Here is a 17,599-nt window from a genome sequence, read left to right as displayed (position 1 = left end):
TTTGCTCTATCAAATACTTGCTCAACAATAGCATGCCGGCCCTTGGCATGTTATTGTTAACCCCTTTAAAGGGATTGACTCCCGATAGCTCTCTGTGGGGAATTTCATGTCTTACCAAGTACTCGCCCGCAAATGGCGTCCAGCTAAATTTGAACAAATGGTCGGCCAATCCCATGTATTAATGGCATTAACCAATGCACTGAGCCAACAACGCTTACATCATGCTTACCTGTTTACCGGTACGCGCGGCGTGGGGAAAACCAGTTTGGCACGTTTGTTTGCTAAAGGTCTTAATTGTGAAACAGGCGTTACTGCTACGCCGTGCGGTGAATGCTCTAGTTGTATTGAAATTGCCCAAGGTCGATTTGTCGATTTAATTGAAGTCGATGCTGCTTCGCGCACCAAAGTTGATGATACTCGTGAACTTCTAGACAATGTACAGTATCGCCCATCCCGTGGTCGTTTTAAGGTTTACTTAATCGATGAAGTCCACATGTTATCGCGTAGTAGTTTTAACGCACTCCTAAAGACCTTAGAAGAGCCTCCAGAGCACGTTAAGTTTTTATTAGCGACGACCGATCCGCACAAACTGCCAGTTACTGTGTTATCCCGTTGCTTACAGTTCAATTTGAAAAGTTTATCGCAGGACGAAATTAGCAAGCAACTTGAGTATGTAATTACTCAAGAAAAGTTACCATTTGAGTTACAAGCGCTGAGTTTATTAGCCAAAGCGGCTAATGGCAGTATGCGTGATGCGCTCAGTTTAACGGATCAAGCGATAGCGTTTGGCAGTGGCCAAGTGATGCTTACACAAGTGCAAACCATGTTGGGCAGTATTGATGAGCAACATGTGCTCGCGTTATTGAAAGCCTTGTGTGATGCCGATGTTGGGCCATTAATGCAAACAGTGGCAAAAGTATTGGCATTTGGCGCAGATGCCGAAGAAGTATTGCGTAGCTTATTAGAATTATTACATCAAATCACCTTAACTCAATTTGCCCCAGCTGCTGCACAGCAATCGCTGTTTAGTGAGCAAATTTTGGCATTCGCGCAGCAATTAGCGCCTGAACAAGTACAGCTTTATTACCAAATGTTGCTTAGCGGCCGTAAAGATTTACCCTTTGCTCCCGATCCTAAATCGGGTTTGGAAATGGCACTGCTTCGTGCGGTAGCCTTTACGCCCGAGAAACAAGTAAAACGTTGGGTAACAACGACACCGGCTAATATTGATTTAAGTGTTATTGATTACTCATCAACTTCAGCGCAAGAGGTCATTGAAACAGGCCCAAAGCCTGATGTTCTGCCTCAAACGCATAATGATTTAACGATAGCAGTACCCGCTATTCAGGCTGAAGAGTTGCCGACCCCCGAAGTTGAAGATATTGATGTTCTCGATGATATCGTTGTCGAGCCATCGTTGGTGGCTGAGCAAGCTTTATTGTTGGACCAAGCACAAAGCTTAGGGTTTAACTCATTGCCGCCCAAAAGTGTCGATGTGCAGTCTGACCAGCTTATTAATGATGATGTCGATAAAGCTGCCGAAGCTGATGTTGTTAGTGCAACTTCATCTGATGATGTTGTTCATAATGCTGATACTGAAGCAACGGTTGAATCCAATACTGAAAATTTGGCTAATGATATTACCGAGTCTGAAGAGGTTGCAGAGCAACCTACATTAGTGCCGAGTAAAGCAGACACCAATACAGTAGAAAATAGCCAATCGAGTGATAGTGCAGATAACAGCTCACTTGATGCCTATTCCTTTATGGATTATGACGAAGCAGACGATCCGTCAATGGAATATCAACCCTCGGATCATGACGAATATGTTGCGTTTTCGGTTTCAAACGAGATAACTGAAGCTAACAATGTTACTGAAGCTTCGGAGTCGATGTCTGAACCGAAAACGGTTAATCATCTTGTTGACAATAACAGCGACTTGATGAGTGATAATGCTCGTCAAAACCTCACTAGCGCAGATGATAACTTAGACGACTTTTTAGATGAAGTGTTAGCCAGCCGAGATTCTCTCATTGCAGATGTTGGTGTATTACAGCAACAAGAAGAACTTGCCAAAAAAGAGTCTACAAAAACAATCAGTTCTAGAGTGAGCAAAGCGGCTGCGGCATCAACATCAACAACGGCCGCTAATGAGTCTTCTGATAAGTCAGAACAGGCTGAGTTTAGCGCACCTACAGCCAACGAAGCATCATCTGTAACGCTCAACGGAATAGACAAGTCTAAAGTTGTGGCCGATTATGATAGGCCTCCTTGGGTCGCGCCCAAAGAGGGTGAGATCGTTAATGCGTTTGCAGATATTAATCAAGAGACTAAACCAGCAGTTGAAGCAACATTTCAACCATCGAGTTCAGTCAGTCAGCAAGCTGGTCATCAACATCAAAAACCGGCCAGCGCACAAATAACCCGTTCACTGGCTGCTGATCCGCAAAACATTAATGCAGAGCCGGTGATTCAATCTAATGTGCTCGCCAAATTTGAACCACACAGCATTCAAGGCGATGAAGTTGATTTACATTGGTATAAAATAATGACTAATGTGTCCGTTGGCGGAAGGGTTAGGCAATTAGGGGTGAACTCCGTGTGCCCAACATTGTCAAACCCAATAGTATTGGTGTTAAAACCAGACCAGAAACATTTGTCTGCGCAAACTGCTATCGATCAATTACAAGTAGCGTTATCTGAGTACCTTGAGCGACCAACTGCTGTTGAGATACAGATTGGTGTGGTGCCAAAACGAGAAACACCACTTGAGTTACGCAAACGTTTTCATCGGGAGCTTATTGCGCAAGCGCAACAATCTATTTTGCTTGATGACAACGTTCAGTGGATGATCCAACACTTATCGGCTCAGTTAGACAGTGACACGATTGAATATCCATCGGAGCAACTAGGGCAAATAGCGCAGGATATTGCACTCATCAGCGCTTCATAAGTACACAAATAGGGTGGTTTTACAGAAAATGAATATATCTTCATCTCAAAAATGTATCTGTAATATTGCCAATCGATTTTATTTCAGTAAGATTGTCGCCATTATGACGACTTGCTAACAACCTTAATTAGAGAGAGACGACTATGTTTGGTGGAAAAGGCGGTATGGGCAATTTAATGAAACAAGCCCAAATGATGCAAGACAAAATGGCTAAAGTGCAGGAAGAAATTGCACGCACAGAAATGACGGGTGAAGCGGGTGCTGGCTTGGTTAAAGTAACCATGACAGGTAACCACAATGTGCGTAAAGTTGAAATTGATCCAAGTTTGATGGAAGACGATAAAGAGATGCTAGAAGATCTTATCGCCGCAGCGTGTAATGACGCAGCCCGTCGTATAGAAGAAAATCAAAAGACTAAAATGGCCGAAGTGACTGGTGGTATGCAATTACCTCCTGGAATGAAAATGCCATTTTAATCATGTCGTTAATTAATAAAAAAGCTCAAGCATAATGCTTGAGCTTTTTTATTTACAGCGCTAAACCGCTTTCATCGCAGCTTGTTGGTCAATAATTACATAGCCTTGTGCTTGGTACTCATTAATGCATTGCTGAAATTTATTTTCAAGTTTAACTTTATCAAAAAAACCTAAGGCATAAGAATCACATTTCACTTTCATTTTTTGGTCATTTATCAATAGTGTTTCTTTTTTTAATTCAGCGAAACCTAATGAGTATGCGATTTCAACAAATTTGAGGTTAATAAAGTAACCTAATAAAACTGCAACAATAACAATGATGATTTTTTTCACAATAATGTCCTTAATATTATTCTATAAATCCATGAGTAACTCATCTAGTTATAGCAATTTATACGCCAAAATAAAAACTAAATATAATCAATAAGTTATTTATTCTCTATTCTGTAACTTAGTTATTTTACTCATTAAGTTACATGCCTATGCATCTGAGTCAGTTTTGGCCTATTCTTATAGTATAAATCAAGACTAGAAGTGAGATTTGCTATGAAAATGCCTGAAACGAGTTTTTTTGAATGGCAACGTCAATTCAGCTCTGAAACTGATTGCTTAAATCACATTAAGAAAATGAGATGGCCTAATGGCTTTGTTTGTCCTAGATGCTCTTGTGAGCATGCTTATGAGCTTACAACCCGCAATGTATATGAATGCAGTCAATGTCATAAACAAACATCGGTCACAGCTGACACATTATTCCACGGTAGCCGTATTCCTATCACTAAGTGGTTTTGGGCAATCTACTTTTTAGGCTCAGATAAAGGCAGTATTTCAGCATTAAGATTGAGCAAGCACATTGAAGTTAATTGGCGAACGGCACGTTTGATATTAAGTAAGCTGAGAACGGCTATGGGCCATAGAGACAGCTTATATAGACTGTCAGGCGTTATTGAAATTGATGATGCGTTAGTGGGTGGCAGAAGGAAGGGCAAGCGTGGACGTGGAGCAGAAGGTAAAACACCTGTTTTAGTTGCCGTTGAAAGCAAAGGAAAAAGAGCTGGATTTATTGCTATGCAGGCTGTGAATAGCGTTTGCCATGATAGTGTTGAAAAGTTCGTTGCCAAACACTTAACGAGACAGCAAGAAGTGCATACAGACGGCTTACCTGCGTTGAACATTATAGATAAGACTCAACAACATGAAGCGAGGGTTACCCCCAGTGAGCTTGTTGATGAATGGCTGCCTTGGGTTCATATTGCCATTGGTAACTTAAAGGCATTTTTACTTGGGACATTTCATGGTGTTTCAGGAAAGTACCTGCAAGAATACCTGAGCGAGTTCTGTTATCGGTTCAATCGTAGACAAATGGAAAGAGAAATACCTAACAGATTGTTAAATTTGGCAATGATTCACACGCCAATACATTCTTACTGAGCCAAGTGCATAGGCATGTTAAGTTATGAGTTTGACCAATCTAAGCAATCTATTTAGATAACCAACCTTGTGTCGGTTCATGCAGCCATAGACTTTGCTATTACCCCTGTCTCTTGATCAGATTTCATAAGCTCTCGCCATCAGCAATCATTTCTTTCGCGACTCGGTAGCCTACAACATGAGACTGTAATGTACTCCAACCTTCCCAAACCGCCGTCCAGCTTGCGATCCCTGTTCGTTTGGTATCGGTGAAACCACCCAACTTTGCGATTGATTGATACGCCCATTTCAGACTCGGCGCGCCTTTATCTTTATGCCCTCTAGGCTTATTAAACCGCATTAGCACCTTCCATTCATCTTCTTCGAGTACCGTGTCACAGCGTTGAGCCTCCACTGCTTTGGCCTCCTCAACCAGCCCTTTTTTACGTAAATAATAAGGGATGGTGATGGCTTCTCTGAGTTGCAGTAAACGGACGCCGATAAAAGCTAAGATTGAAACCGCTCTTTCTAAGTTCTTAGGCTCTGTCATTCTTTGGCGCTCAGCTCCTGCACCCGTTTTCCATGCTTTATGAAAATCCTCAATTCGCCATCTTGCGGTGTAAATATCAATAATATGAAGTGCTTGAATTAACGTATCGATTGGCTCTGTTGTTAATAGCACCCAGCGCAACGGCTCAGTAACGCTTTTTGATGTTTTTTCTTGAGCGTACACCACGTTTACTGGCTTAGTCTCACCTTTCGTTTTGAACGTAACCTGTGCCACTTTAATGGTTAGCTTGGCTTTTCTTGCCACGCGGTTTACAGGCTTCCCTTTACTATTTTTTGTCCCCTTCTGGGCGATATCGATAGTGTATTCACCCCGTTCGGCTTGTGATTCAAGATGTTCAAATAACGTAGAGTCAGTCTCTATCAGCGCTCTAGAATGTTTCGCTCGAACGACAAAACGCTCATTATGCTTCTGTTTATCTTGAATATAACTCAGTATGTCTGCTTCTCTATCACACACTGAAATTACCCGTGACATGAGCTTTCCCAAGCGTTGACGGCAGAAATAAGAGGCTTCTGACCACTTACCGCTTTCTTTTTCGTCAGCATCTTCAGGATTATTAGGACGAAGCCAGTATTCTTGATGAATGAGCCCGATAGTCTGAGTCGTGAAGCTGTCTAATAGCAGGGTTGAATGAACCCACCAACCACGTGATTTATCTGTCGTCGTCCCCAGTTTGCCAAGCTCTTCTGCTACTTGATGTTTGTAACTCAGCGCAGTGGTGTCATCAATGGCTAATATCTCAGCATAGGGCTGGGCAAGCTCTGCAGTATGTTGAAAACCAGAAGCTCTAATTACTTCTGGAGAAATGTTGTCGTTACGGATCAATCGATAAGCCCCTTCAACTTTAGCCTCATTACCTTGACATGATAAAGCGATAGACTTACCACTACAACGTGCCATATCTGCAGCGACTTCGATGACACGATCTGTGCGACGCGGGTCACCAAAGAAACCGTTTTTAAAGTGATTGTATGACCATTGCTCTGGGTTGAATATTGACATGGTTTTTCTCTAAGTAACTGAAGTTACTTGATCTGATCACAGTTCACCCCAGAAGTTCAATATTTTTTATACTTGTGTAGAAGAGTCAGCTATTACCCTTATGTAAAGCATTTAAATATTAACTCAAAGTAAAAAATATTTGACATTGATTGACATCAAACTATCATGAGGTGAGTTAAATATTTTTTACTTTGAGTTCGCTGGGGTTAACATGAGTAATAAACAAAAAGTACACCAATGGTTGCAAGAAACCAGCTTTCGCGAGCTAACGCTATCGATAGATTTTTTGGTAACAGGTTATATTTTCTATCTTTATTTGAGCCAGTTGTTTAATGCAACCCCAGAGCAATTTGCATCTATTGAATGGTTATCAAGTTTACTGCTTGAGATCATCATTTACTCAATTGTACTGATGGTTGTCAGTTATGTTTTATTAGCGTTAATTAGCGACGATGAGTTATCACAACCGATGGATGTGAGAGAAAAACAAATCAGTTTAGTCGGTTATAAATATTCGGCTATCATTTTGCAAGTGGGCGTTGTATTTGCCATTTTTCAGTATAATATCGCCGCCCAAGATTTTGATTTTATGCAACAACGGACTGTGCCGTATTTACCACTGCATATTTTAATTGTGGCTTTTCTAACTGCTGAGCTGGCACATTACGGAGTGCAATTGTATAAGGGGCGCACTGGTGATATTTATGGATAATCGGGATGATGTAAAAGTAGGGATTTCAAATACTATCCGTACGTTACGCTTTTTACATAACGAAATGACGCAGAAGCAACTGGCCGAACAAATTGGTGTGACGCGTCAAACGGTGATGGCAATAGAGTCAAATAAATACTCTCCAACACTTGAAGTGGCGTTTAAAATTGCAGAGGTGTTTAATTTACCGTTGGATAAGGTTTTTACTTATCGTTCAGGTAAGTAACCTAAACACGTGATAATAAAATCCCCTCAAACAGCCTTTTGTTACGTTATTTGCGTCCTGTCTAAGCCACTCTCACTTGATTACGGCCATTTTGTTTTGATTGATAGAGTGCTCTGTCTGCATTTTTAATCAGACACTGGTAGTCTTTACATTCAGATGTCATTCCAGCAACACCTACACTCACAGTGACACCAATGGGAAGTATATCTATCTCAGACTCACCAGGCAGTACTAACTGAGTGTTTTCGATAATCGTTCTGAGTCGTTCAGCAAGTGTATAAGATGTGGAGACTTGGGTTAGAGGAAGGATGACGATAAACTCTTCACCACCATAACGAGCCACTATATCTGATTCTCTTAACGACATTTTAATGTTCTGGGCGATATTTTTCAAAACCAAGTCACCAATCTGATGGCCATACTTATCATTAATGTTTTTGAAATGGTCAATATCGATAAGGAAGATGGATAGTGGTTTAGAATAACTTTGCGCCCTTTGTGTTTCCTCTTTGAGGCGACGATCTAAGTATCGACGGTTAAAAATCCCTGTTAGTGAGTCGGTGATGTTTTCTTGTTTAAGGGCATGTATCTGCATAATGTCACTGGTGGTTTTGAGGGATAGGCTACACACAACAAATACAAAAATAGCTCCGCAAAAAAATATCACTGGCACTACTAAATCGAGTGGTTGAGAAAATGTAACCACGCAAAATTTAGCGTAAATGACATAACCTGTGATGAAAAACAGGATCAGCAGAATAAGAAATCCCCAACTGTGGCGCAATTCGCCGGTTGGAAGTCGGCTAAATATCGTCCATACCGGTTTGATAGCCATTGCAAGTATTAGCGCTCCGCAAATAACCAACCCACTAGGGGCTGTTGATCTTTCACATTGGCAGCCAAATTATAGAGCAAGCTAGAGCCAGCAGGCTTTCAAAATTAATTTTCAATTTATCATAGCGGGTAGCTATCGCTCTAAAATGCTTGAGCCGAGCAAAAGCATTTTCAACTAAATGCCGATATTTGTATAAACACCAATCGATATCGCCATTTCCTTGCTTCGAATTTTGTCTTCTAGGGATCACTGGCTTTGAACCACATTCACGCACTTTATCTCTAATCGCTTCACTGTCGTAGCCTTTGTCTGCAATAATAAAATGACTTTGTGGCAATAATTCAATAAGGGCATTAGCTGCTTTGCTATCATGAACTTCTCCACCTGTAACAATGAATTCTATCGGTAAACCATAGCTATCTACCGCGAGATGGATTTTGCTTGTATTACCACCACGACTTAACCCAATTGCTTGATTTTCATCAGATGATGCACCTGAACTGTGTTGATGGGCTTTTACATAACTTCCATCAATAAATTCCCATTCAGTATCACTATTAGTCGATAATGTTTTGAACAGCCTAAGTAAAATACCTTTTCTTGACCACAGTAAAAATCGACGGTAAATGGTATTCCATAAGCCAAAATATTCAGGTAAATCTCGCCAAGGGCAGCCAACACGCAATCGGTAAAGGATACCTTCCATCGTAAATCGATGCTCTTGCTTGTTATAAACTCTATCATCAAGCAGAATAGCTTTTAGCTTCGACCACATCTCATCAGTGAGCATTAATCGGGGCATGGTAATCTCGTTGTATTTGTTTTTGGCGAAGTGAATTATACGAGATTACCTTCTTCGCACAAAATTCAAACAAAGATCAACAGCCCCTAGCTAATAATGGTAAAGTATCTTGCATATTGGGTCCTTGTATAGGTGACACTTTAATTTGAAAACTCATATTTTTGGTGGTGTTTTAAATATTATCGTGAATGACCTCCTTAGGTCCTCACAGGCAATATTAAGTTCTGAATAGTAGAATATCAGATGGATTGAACAAAAAAAGTGATGGCTTTCAAAAGTTAATTAACGCCTTATTTGCGGTTGTGTCTAAAGTAACAAAGATGAGTCAATAGAGTATCTTTAAGCTGGTTTGCTTGGTTTGCTTGGTTTTAAATTGGTGTAGCGACACGTTGTTTAGTTATTAATCTGCTCCCGTAATCGCCGTAACTTTTTTGCTAAAAAGTAGTCGTTGAGCAATTCCCTTATCTATGATGGCTGTGGCCATAGAGTGACAGTATTCAATAAGAACACTGTTAATTCGTCGATTGTGGCTTCATTTATTGCAACAGAGGTTTTAATCTTTGCATTCAAACGCTGCACAGACAATAATCGCACTGCTTTGGTGTTTCCGCATATTGGCTTAGCCGATCACAAGACGGTTTCACCATGACATTACAATGAGTTTAGCTATTAAGGTATTGGCAATTTTATGAAATTTAGTCCTTTGGTCGATGAATTAATTCAATCTTTACGTGCGTTGCCTGGCGTCGGCCCTAAGTCTGCACAGCGTATGGCATTTCAATTACTTGAGCGTGAACGTAAAGTGGGCCTTAAGCTCGCAGATTCGTTGCAAAAAGCCATGTCTGAGGTAGGGCATTGTCAAAGTTGTCGTACGTTTACCGAACAAGATTTATGCCCTATATGCAGTAGCCATCGTCGCATCAATACTGGGATCATTTGCGTGGTTGAAACGCCTGCTGATGTGCTTGCTATTGAAGCTGGTGGTCATTTTAATGGCCGTTATTTTGTGCTGTTAGGGCACTTGTCGCCGTTAGACGGTGTTGGTCCTGAAGAGTTGGGTTTAGCGTTACTTGAACGCCATTTAACGTCGAATGAGGTGAGCGAGCTTATTCTTGCTACCAATCCGACCGTTGAGGGTGATGCCACTGCACATTTTATTGCTGATATGGCCAGAAGACACAATGTGGTGATTAGTCGTATCGCACATGGCGTTCCCGTGGGTGGTGAGCTTGAATACGTTGATAGCACCACCTTAGCGTTATCTTTTAATGGTCGTATTCCGCTGTAATAGCCCCATAGCTGATTAGAAACCAAGATGCCAGCAAGTCAAAAATTAGATTTGTTGGCATTTTTTTATTCCACCATAGATGCGTCATGAGGAATACAGGCTACAAAAATGTGTCATATTGAGCCGATTTGGTCTTATCTGATGATTTATTATTCAACAAGGCGGTGTTGCCCCTTGAAAATATTGTAACGTCCCCCATCTCTTGGTTAACACAGAATTTTAGGCGAGTGGATTTTTCGACTCGTGATTGTTTAAACGTAACACCAAGGGAAATACTCATGTCACAACAAGAAACTCATGGCTTTCAAACCGAAGTAAAACAACTTCTGCAATTGATGATCCACTCTCTGTATTCGAATAAAGAGATTTTCTTACGTGAGCTAGTCTCAAACGCGGCCGATGCAGCAGATAAGCTTCGCTATTTAGCACTAACTGACGATACCTTATATGAAGGTAACGGTGATTTACGCGTTCGTGTAAGTGCGAATAAAGAAAAGGGCACAGTCACCATTTCAGATAATGGTATTGGTATGACCCGCGATAGCGTCATCGAACATTTAGGGACTATCGCCAAGTCTGGCACTAAAGAGTTTTTTAATAATCTTTCAGGCGAAGCGTCAAAAGATTCACAATTAATTGGTCAGTTTGGTGTGGGTTTCTATTCGGCCTTTATCGTGGCGAAAAAAGTTACTGTACGCACTCGCGCTGCCGGCCATGCTGCTAACGAAGGTGTCTTGTGGGAATCTGAAGGCGAAGGTTCATTCAATGTAGAAAGTATCACTAAAAATGAACGTGGTACTGAAATTGTGCTGCATTTACGTGACGAAGAAACTGAATTTGCTGACGATTACCGTTTACGTTCAATTATCACTAAGTACTCTGATCACATCTCTGTTCCAGTACAAATGTGGAATGAAGGTACGCCTGAGTCAGACGGCCCTGATGGCGAAAAAGTCGCGGCAACGGAAGGTGAGTGGAAAGTGATGAACAAAGCGACAGCGCTTTGGACTCGTAATAAGTCAGACATCACGGAAGAAGAATACCAAGAATTTTACAAGCACATTTCTCACGATTACAGCGACGCATTAAAATGGTCTCACAATCGTGTTGAAGGTAAGCAAGAATACACCAGTTTACTGTACATCCCAGCTAAAGCGCCTTGGGATATGTGGAATCGCGACCATAAGCATGGCTTGAAATTGTTTGTTCAACGTGTATTTATCATGGATGAAGCGGAACAGTTTTTACCTACATACTTACGCTTTGTACGTGGATTAATCGATTCAAATGATTTGCCATTAAACGTATCTCGCGAAATTTTACAAGATAATCAAGTAACAACAGCAATGCGCGTGGGTATCACCAAACGTGTGTTAGGCATGCTTGAAAAACTGGCTAAAGATGAGCCAGAACAGTATCAGTCTTTCTGGGCTGAATTTGGGCAAGTATTAAAAGAAGGCCCTGCAGAAGACTTTGCTAATAAAGAACGCATTGCAGGTTTATTGCGTTTTGCTTCTACTCATGACAACTCTGCTGCGACAACAGTGTCATTAGAGGCCTATATTGAGCGCATGAAAGCCGGTCAAGACAAAATATATTATATCGTTGCTGACAGTCATGAAGCTGCTGCTAATAGTCCTCATCTTGAGTTGCTGCGTAAAAAAGGCATCGAAGTATTGTTATTGTCTGAGCGTATCGATGAGTGGTTAGTTAATCACTTAACTGAGTTCAAAGACAAGAAGTTGCATTCAGTGACACGTGGTGATTTAGAGTTAGGTGAACTTGAAGATGCCGCTGATAAAGAAGCGCATGACAAAGTAGCCGAAGAGTCTAAAGGTTTAATTGAGCGTGTTAAAGCTGCGTTAGCAGACAGCGTTTCTGAGGTTCGTGTTACTTCACGTCTAACTGACACGCCAGCGTGTGTGGTAGCGGGCGAAGGTGAAATGTCGACGCAGATGATTAAGCTGATGCAAGCAGCTGGTCAGCCTGTGCCAGAGTCTAAGCCAACATTTGAGATTAACCCAACGCATCCTTTGGTTGAGCATTTGAATAACGAAACTGACGAGCAATTGTTTGCTGATTGGGCTAACTTGTTATTACAACAGGCATTGTTATCCGAGAAAGGCAGTTTGGCTGACCCTTCAGCGTTTATTAAACTGACCAATCAAATGTTATTGGCGAGTGTAAAGTAAACTCGATTTAAGCAGTAAAAGCGGACAATAAGTCCGCTTTTGTTTTTGTCATTCTGCGGAGGCAATATGGACTACCTCATTAATCTTACTAAAGATAATATTCAACAAGTTGTTGATACCTCAATGCAAAAAATGGTGGTATTAGCATTTTGGGCGCAACAACAGCCCGAAAGTGTACAAATGTTGCAGACGCTGGAGCATCTTGCTAATAGCCAAGGTGGGCGATTTATTCTCGCTAAAGTGGATTGTGAAACTGAGTTAGAAATTGCGAATTACTTCCAAATTCAGAACGTACCGACCACATTGATTTTAGATAAAGGTAGACCCATTGATGGTTTTTCTGGGGCGCAAAGCCAAGAACAAATTAGTGATTTGCTCGACAAACATTTACCGCCAATGTGGATACAAGAGTTTGATGATGTTAAGCAGCAATTAGCCCAAGGTGAGTTATCGCCAGAAGATTTAGCTAAAATTTCTGACCAGTTAAAAACAATTTTTATCGATGCACAACAAGCACCTGAAGTTGCATTGGTGATGACTGATGTGGCTTTACAGCAAGGTTTACTCGCAGAAGCCAAAGGGCTACTTGCCCGTATAGGTTTAGCGGATCAAGATAGTTACTATCATAATTTAGTGGCTAAATTAGCGTTAGCGGAAGATGCGGCAGATACTCCAGAAATTCGTCAGCTGCAACAAAATGTCGCAGAGCAACCTGATAATCTAGACGCAGTTGTTATATTAGCCAAAGCATTAAATGTTGCTCAACGTAACGAAGAAGCCCTTGAATTATTGTTTGTTATTTTACAAAAAGATATGAGTGCTGCTGATGGCAAAGTTAAACAAGTCTTCATGGAAATTCTAACCGCGATAGGTCAGGGCAATACGTTAGCCAATCAATATCGCCGTAAATTGTATACCTTGTTGTATTAAACAAATTGAAGCTGTTTTGTTACAACCCTTATTAGATCTTGGTCTAATGTCATAACAAAAGCGCTATTAAAAGTGCGGCAGATGTGCGAAAATCGCCGCCCTAAAAAGAACACAAACTTAAAAGAGGACTTTTGAGATGCGCATTATTTTATTGGGTGCCCCAGGTGCCGGTAAAGGTACCCAAGCTCAGTTCATTATGGAACAGTATGGTATCCCACAGATCTCAACTGGTGATATGTTACGTGCCGCTGTTAAAGCTGGTACGCCATTAGGTTTAGAAGCTAAGAAAGTAATGGATGCAGGTCAATTAGTTTCAGACGATCTTATCATTGGGTTAGTGAAAGAGCGTATTGCTCAAGAAGATTGCGTAAAAGGCTTCTTACTTGACGGTTTCCCTCGCACAATTCCTCAAGCTGATGCTATGGCTGAAAATGGTATTGAGATTGATCATGTTATCGAAATCGATGTGCCTGATGAAGAAATCGTTAAGCGTATGAGCGGACGTCGTGTTCATTCTGGTTCTGGTCGTGTTTACCACGTGGTGTTCAATCCACCGAAAGTGGAAGGTAAAGACGATGTCACTGGCGAAGATTTATCTATCCGCCCAGATGACGAAGAAAGTACCGTACGCAAGCGTTTAAGTATTTACCATGAGCAAACTAAGCCATTAGTTGATTATTATGGCAAAGTTGCTGCTGCCGGTAAGACTCAGTACAACAAGTATGACGGTACTCAATCTGTCGCTAAAGTGAGTGAGCAACTAGCCAGCGTATTAAAATAATCGCTGATTAGCTCCGCCATTAAAAGCCTGCTTTGCAGGCTTTTTTTATACCTAAAGAATAACCTAACCGTTGCTGTATATTAGTGGGAATACTTTTCACTAATATTGAATCACTGATATTTAATCAATGTTTATTTAACCTCCGCTCGAGATTGTAAACACGATTATCAAATTCTAATGCCACCGTTGCATCGGCTCGCTATTGAAGTCTTCATGCGCCTTGATAGTCATACAATGGCAAGTTTCACATGACTGTTGAACAGTCCTTTTACTCGATTTACCCAATCTATCAGCCCAAACTTAAGTTATTCAATACAGCACTATTGAGGCTAATGTGTGATTGAACGAACTAATATTGTCCAGTTGATTTAGCCAGAGGCAATATATCGGCGTAGGTCAAAAACTAATAAAATAAGACTGATGACCTCAACGGAACATATTTAGGCCGTGAATGTGATAAAAGTGATATAGGATTGACGCTTACCTATGATAAAATCTGCCGCCATTTTCGCGGATGACGACTCATATAAAATTGAATGAGTGTCAGTGGTAATTAATTTCACACTTGCACGGACGCCAAGCTATGAGAGCCCAATATGAAGTTTCCTGGTCAACGTAAGTCCAAACACTATTTCCCTGTAAACAGTCGTGATCCGTTATTGGCTCAACTTACGCAGCAGCCTCAACCTTTTTCTACTTACATTTGCGGTATCGATCAAACCTTGGTTGATATCGAGGCTAAAGTAGAAGACGAGTTACTTGAGCGATATGGCTTACCTAAAGGCAACTCTACTCTCATTAATGATGAGCAAGCCCATAATTTGTACCATGAACTTAAATCCAATGAGATGATCAGCGATGAATTTGCCGGTGGCACTATTGGTAACACCGTCCATAATTATTCGATTTTAGCCGATGACCGCTCAGTGCTTTTTGGGGTTATGAGCCAGCATATTATGGTGGGTAGCTATGCATATCGCTATTTATGTAACACTTCCTCAAAGGTTGATCTTAACTTTTTACAACCTGTCGATGGTCCTATCGGTCGCTGCTTTACGTTAATTTCCGATTGTGGTGAACGCACGTTTGCTATCAGTAAAGGCGCGATGGATAAGCTAACACCTGAGTATATCGATAAAGAGGTGATACAAGGCAGTTCGGCGTTAGTATTAACGGCATACCTGATGCGAGCAAGCGAAGGTGATGGCATTACTGATGCGGCAATGACGGCCATTAATTACGCTAAAGAAGCCGATGTACCAGTGGTGTTAACCTTAGGGACACGCTTTTTAATTCAAGAAGATCCGCAATGGTGGCAAAATTTTATTAATGAGCATGTCACTATTTTAGCCATGAATGAAGACGAAGGTGAAGCGTTAACGGGTTTTAAAGACCCGTTGCTTGCCAGTGAAATGGCGCTAGATTGGTGTGACATGGTGCTAACCACGGCGGGTGCGATAGGGCTTTATACTGCGGGTTATACTGAAGATGCTGAAAAACGTGAAACCAGCCATACCTTATTACCGGGCGCCATTCCTGAATTTAACCGTTATGAGTTTTCTCGCCCTAAATTACAAGTGGATTGCGATACGCCAATAAAAGTGTACGCTCACATTGCCCCTTACATGGGTGGACCAGAATTAATTCGTAATACCAATGGTGCTGGTGATGGAGCTTTGTCTGCGTTGCTTCATGATTTATCAGCCAATACGTTCCATAAAACCAATGTGCCTGGGTCGAGTAAACATAAACGAGATGGTTTATGTTATTCGTCGTTTTCACAAGTGTGTAAATACGCTAATCGCGTTGCATACGAAGTGTTAGCGCAGCATAGTCCACGTTTATCTCGTGGTTTACCAGAGCGAGAAGACAGTCTAGAAGAGTCATATTGGGAACGATGATTGGTCATCGATAAAAATAAAACGATAATGATGCATCATTATCGTTTTTTTTTGTGTAGATTTTTATAGAATAGGCACCGAAAGTCAGAATATTAATAAGCAATCAGGAGCGTCACGTGAAAGGACAAATCTTAAGAGAGATGCATGTACTTAAGGCTATTGAGCCTGAGTTTGAGATCCAACGCAGAATTGCTTTTATTAAGGCAAAATTATCAGATGCTCACAGCAAAACTTTAGTCTTGGGGATCAGTGGCGGTGTTGATTCATCACTTGCTGGACGTTTATGCCAACTGGCAGTGAATAGCCTTAATCAAGAAAAAACCAGTGACGAGTATCAGTTTATTGCAGTGCGCTTACCTTACCATGTCCAGCAAGATGAAGCTGAAGCTCAGCTAGCCTGTCAGTTTATTCAGCCTTCAAAACAGGTGACCGTGAATGTTCATGATGGTGTTGTTGGCATCCATAATGCCACTATAGTGGGTCTCACCGCCGCGGGTTTAGCATCAACAGACGCTGCTAAGACTGACTTTCTCAAGGGTAATGTTAAAGCCCGAATGCGCATGATAGTCCAATATGATATCGCAGGTGCTATGGGCGGCCTTGTTGTGGGCACTGATCATAGTGCGGAAAACATTACTGGTTTCTATACAAAATGGGGCGATGGGGCTTGCGATTTAGCGCCGTTATTTGGCTTAAATAAACGTCAAGTACGTCAATTAGCAGCCCATTTAGGCGCGCCAGAGATATTGGTCAAAAAGGCCCCTACGGCGGACTTAGAAGACAATAAGCCTCAACTTGAAGATGAGGTCGCTTTAGGGCTGACCTATGATCAAATTGATGACTTCTTAGAAGGTAAAGATGTTGCTAAGTCTGTGGAAGATAAATTGGTGAGTATCTATAAACGTACCCAACATAAACGTGAGCCTATTCCGACGATTTACGATTAATATCTTACACTTTGCTTAAGGTGATGTGTTGTCGGGTGAGTTCTATTAACGCATTAGCATATTGTCGATAATCTAAATATGGCGTCAGTAACACCGTGTGCTGGTGCTGTATTTTTTGCTTTTCATCTAGTGACGTATACTGCCGAGGATCGGATATTCCCATACGTTGCTGGGCTTCTTTACCACATAAAATATGCCAAAATTCAGGAAGAAATACTACCTCGTCGTGATGTTCAATATTGGGGTTAACAATACGTAATTGGCAATGCAAGCGTGATGGAGTGTTGATGTGTTTTCCGGTTTGTGGATCATGATGTTCATTAAATAATTGGTCACGGATCTGTTTCCAATTAATCCCTTTATTAGCATTAATATCGTGCTCTAAACAGCAAATCTTCGCCATTATGGTGACAATTTTCCGCCAGTGATTACCATTTAATGTGACCAGTTGTGTGATTGCATCGGGATGCGTGGCTTGCCAGTGCGCGGGTAGCTCTGGAGGCGTAGGTAAATAAAAAATGATATCGGGATTCATCGGTCCCCATATATGGCTATATAAACCTGATGACATAT

At 41.3% G+C, this 17,599-nt stretch carries 16 protein-coding genes; 11 read left to right on the top strand and 5 right to left on the bottom strand.

Translation table 11 applies throughout. The annotated features are described in order from the left end of the window. Positions 1 to 106: 106 nt before the first annotated feature. Both dnaX and HNW13_RS12845 read left to right on the top strand, forming a co-directional pair. Positions 107 to 2,953, top strand: a complete 2,847-nt coding sequence (gene dnaX, locus HNW13_RS12850; protein ID WP_192115928.1) for a DNA polymerase III subunit gamma/tau — start codon at positions 107 to 109, stop codon at positions 2,951 to 2,953. 143 nt (positions 2,954 to 3,096) lie between these two features. Beyond that, complete coding sequence (locus HNW13_RS12845; RefSeq protein ID WP_011637860.1) at positions 3,097 to 3,429, top strand: YbaB/EbfC family nucleoid-associated protein; 333 nt, start codon at positions 3,097 to 3,099, stop codon at positions 3,427 to 3,429. A gap of 60 nt (positions 3,430 to 3,489) precedes the next feature. Here HNW13_RS12845 and HNW13_RS12840 read toward each other — a convergent pair whose 3' ends face one another. Continuing rightward, positions 3,490 to 3,762 (bottom strand): hypothetical protein, encoded by a 273-nt coding sequence (locus tag HNW13_RS12840; protein WP_162022812.1) that lies wholly within the window; start codon positions 3,760 to 3,762, stop codon positions 3,490 to 3,492. A 213-nt stretch (positions 3,763 to 3,975) separates the two neighbouring features. Between HNW13_RS12840 and HNW13_RS12835 the strand changes: the two genes are divergently transcribed. Beyond that, a complete protein-coding gene (locus tag HNW13_RS12835) occupies positions 3,976 to 4,860 on the top strand; it encodes an IS1595 family transposase (RefSeq protein ID WP_192114092.1) in 885 nt (294 codons plus the stop codon). Between the two features lie 124 nt (positions 4,861 to 4,984). Here the strand turns inward: HNW13_RS12835 and HNW13_RS12830 are convergent, their stop codons facing one another. Then, complete coding sequence (locus HNW13_RS12830) at positions 4,985 to 6,412, bottom strand: IS4 family transposase (protein WP_192114076.1); 1,428 nt, start codon at positions 6,410 to 6,412, stop codon at positions 4,985 to 4,987. Between the two features lie 211 nt (positions 6,413 to 6,623). On the opposite strand from HNW13_RS12830, the gene HNW13_RS12825 reads away from it, so the two are divergent. Both HNW13_RS12825 and HNW13_RS12820 read left to right on the top strand, forming a co-directional pair. Then, complete coding sequence (locus tag HNW13_RS12825) at positions 6,624 to 7,124, top strand: hypothetical protein (RefSeq protein ID WP_192115927.1); 501 nt, start codon at positions 6,624 to 6,626, stop codon at positions 7,122 to 7,124. After that, complete coding sequence (locus tag HNW13_RS12820) at positions 7,117 to 7,350, top strand: helix-turn-helix transcriptional regulator (RefSeq protein ID WP_101088159.1); 234 nt, start codon at positions 7,117 to 7,119, stop codon at positions 7,348 to 7,350. The genes HNW13_RS12825 and HNW13_RS12820 overlap by 8 nt, the downstream gene beginning before the upstream one ends. A 61-nt stretch (positions 7,351 to 7,411) precedes the next feature. On the opposite strand, the gene HNW13_RS12815 is transcribed toward HNW13_RS12820, so the two are convergent. Then, on the bottom strand, positions 7,412 to 8,185 hold the full coding sequence (locus tag HNW13_RS12815) for a GGDEF domain-containing protein (RefSeq protein WP_243756281.1): 774 nt from the start codon (positions 8,183 to 8,185) through the stop codon (positions 7,412 to 7,414). Between the two features lie 52 nt (positions 8,186 to 8,237). Next, on the bottom strand, positions 8,238 to 8,987 hold the full coding sequence (locus HNW13_RS12810) for an IS5 family transposase (protein ID WP_124011573.1): 750 nt from the start codon (positions 8,985 to 8,987) through the stop codon (positions 8,238 to 8,240). A 688-nt stretch (positions 8,988 to 9,675) separates the two neighbouring features. Between HNW13_RS12810 and recR the strand changes: the two genes are divergently transcribed. The 6 genes from recR (at position 9,676) to nadE (ending at position 17,026) form a co-directional block, all read left to right on the top strand. After that, entirely contained in the window at positions 9,676 to 10,275 is a 600-nt protein-coding gene (gene recR / locus HNW13_RS12805) for a recombination mediator RecR (RefSeq protein ID WP_011637008.1), read from the top strand. Positions 10,276 to 10,553: 278 nt separating this feature from the next. After that, positions 10,554 to 12,467 carry a molecular chaperone HtpG gene (gene htpG, locus HNW13_RS12800; RefSeq protein WP_101088165.1) on the top strand — a complete coding sequence of 638 codons (1,914 nt, stop codon included), beginning with the start codon at positions 10,554 to 10,556 and terminating at the stop codon, positions 12,465 to 12,467. 66 nt (positions 12,468 to 12,533) lie between these two features. Then, on the top strand, positions 12,534 to 13,397 hold the full coding sequence (locus tag HNW13_RS12795; protein ID WP_192115925.1) for a tetratricopeptide repeat protein: 864 nt from the start codon (positions 12,534 to 12,536) through the stop codon (positions 13,395 to 13,397). Positions 13,398 to 13,533: 136 nt separating this feature from the next. Next, entirely contained in the window at positions 13,534 to 14,178 is a 645-nt protein-coding gene (adk, locus tag HNW13_RS12790) for an adenylate kinase (RefSeq protein ID WP_101088169.1), read from the top strand. Positions 14,179 to 14,774: 596 nt separating this feature from the next. Further along, a complete protein-coding gene (locus HNW13_RS12785; protein WP_101088171.1) occupies positions 14,775 to 16,079 on the top strand; it encodes an inosine/guanosine kinase in 1,305 nt (434 codons plus the stop codon). 116 nt (positions 16,080 to 16,195) lie between these two features. Further along, positions 16,196 to 17,026, top strand: coding sequence for an ammonia-dependent NAD(+) synthetase (nadE, locus tag HNW13_RS12780; protein WP_101088172.1), 831 nt, complete (start codon positions 16,196 to 16,198; stop codon positions 17,024 to 17,026). A 4-nt stretch (positions 17,027 to 17,030) separates the two neighbouring features. Here nadE and HNW13_RS12775 read toward each other — a convergent pair whose 3' ends face one another. Continuing rightward, on the bottom strand, positions 17,031 to 17,597 hold the full coding sequence (locus HNW13_RS12775) for a hypothetical protein (protein WP_243756279.1): 567 nt from the start codon (positions 17,595 to 17,597) through the stop codon (positions 17,031 to 17,033). Positions 17,598 to 17,599 lie beyond the last annotated feature (2 nt).

The sequence above is a fragment of the Shewanella sp. BF02_Schw genome, assembly GCF_014596695.2.
In the GTDB taxonomy this organism is placed as follows: domain Bacteria; phylum Pseudomonadota; class Gammaproteobacteria; order Enterobacterales; family Shewanellaceae; genus Shewanella.
The sequence above is the reverse complement of the archived record's forward strand: the minus strand, read 5'-3'. Positions and strand labels throughout refer to the sequence as shown.

Bases quoted from the DNA above. Each gene is read 5' to 3' on its own strand.
- dnaX (WP_192115928.1), top strand. From the start codon at position 107: ATGTCTTACCAAGTACTCGCCCGCAAATGGCGTCCAGCTAAATTTGAA.
- HNW13_RS12845 (WP_011637860.1), top strand. From the start codon at position 3,097: ATGTTTGGTGGAAAAGGCGGTATGGGCAATTTAATGAAACAAGCCCAA.
- HNW13_RS12835 (WP_192114092.1), top strand. From the start codon at position 3,976: ATGAAAATGCCTGAAACGAGTTTTTTTGAATGGCAACGTCAATTCAGC.
- HNW13_RS12830 (WP_192114076.1), bottom strand. From the start codon at position 6,412: ATGTCAATATTCAACCCAGAGCAATGGTCATACAATCACTTTAAAAAC.
- HNW13_RS12825 (WP_192115927.1), top strand. From the start codon at position 6,624: ATGAGTAATAAACAAAAAGTACACCAATGGTTGCAAGAAACCAGCTTT.
- HNW13_RS12820 (WP_101088159.1), top strand. From the start codon at position 7,117: ATGGATAATCGGGATGATGTAAAAGTAGGGATTTCAAATACTATCCGT.
- HNW13_RS12815 (WP_243756281.1), bottom strand. From the start codon at position 8,185: ATGGCTATCAAACCGGTATGGACGATATTTAGCCGACTTCCAACCGGC.
- HNW13_RS12810 (WP_124011573.1), bottom strand. From the start codon at position 8,987: ATGCCCCGATTAATGCTCACTGATGAGATGTGGTCGAAGCTAAAAGCT.
- recR (WP_011637008.1), top strand. From the start codon at position 9,676: ATGAAATTTAGTCCTTTGGTCGATGAATTAATTCAATCTTTACGTGCG.
- htpG (WP_101088165.1), top strand. From the start codon at position 10,554: ATGTCACAACAAGAAACTCATGGCTTTCAAACCGAAGTAAAACAACTT.
- HNW13_RS12795 (WP_192115925.1), top strand. From the start codon at position 12,534: ATGGACTACCTCATTAATCTTACTAAAGATAATATTCAACAAGTTGTT.
- adk (WP_101088169.1), top strand. From the start codon at position 13,534: ATGCGCATTATTTTATTGGGTGCCCCAGGTGCCGGTAAAGGTACCCAA.
- HNW13_RS12785 (WP_101088171.1), top strand. From the start codon at position 14,775: ATGAAGTTTCCTGGTCAACGTAAGTCCAAACACTATTTCCCTGTAAAC.
- HNW13_RS12775 (WP_243756279.1), bottom strand. From the start codon at position 17,597: ATGTCATCAGGTTTATATAGCCATATATGGGGACCGATGAATCCCGAT.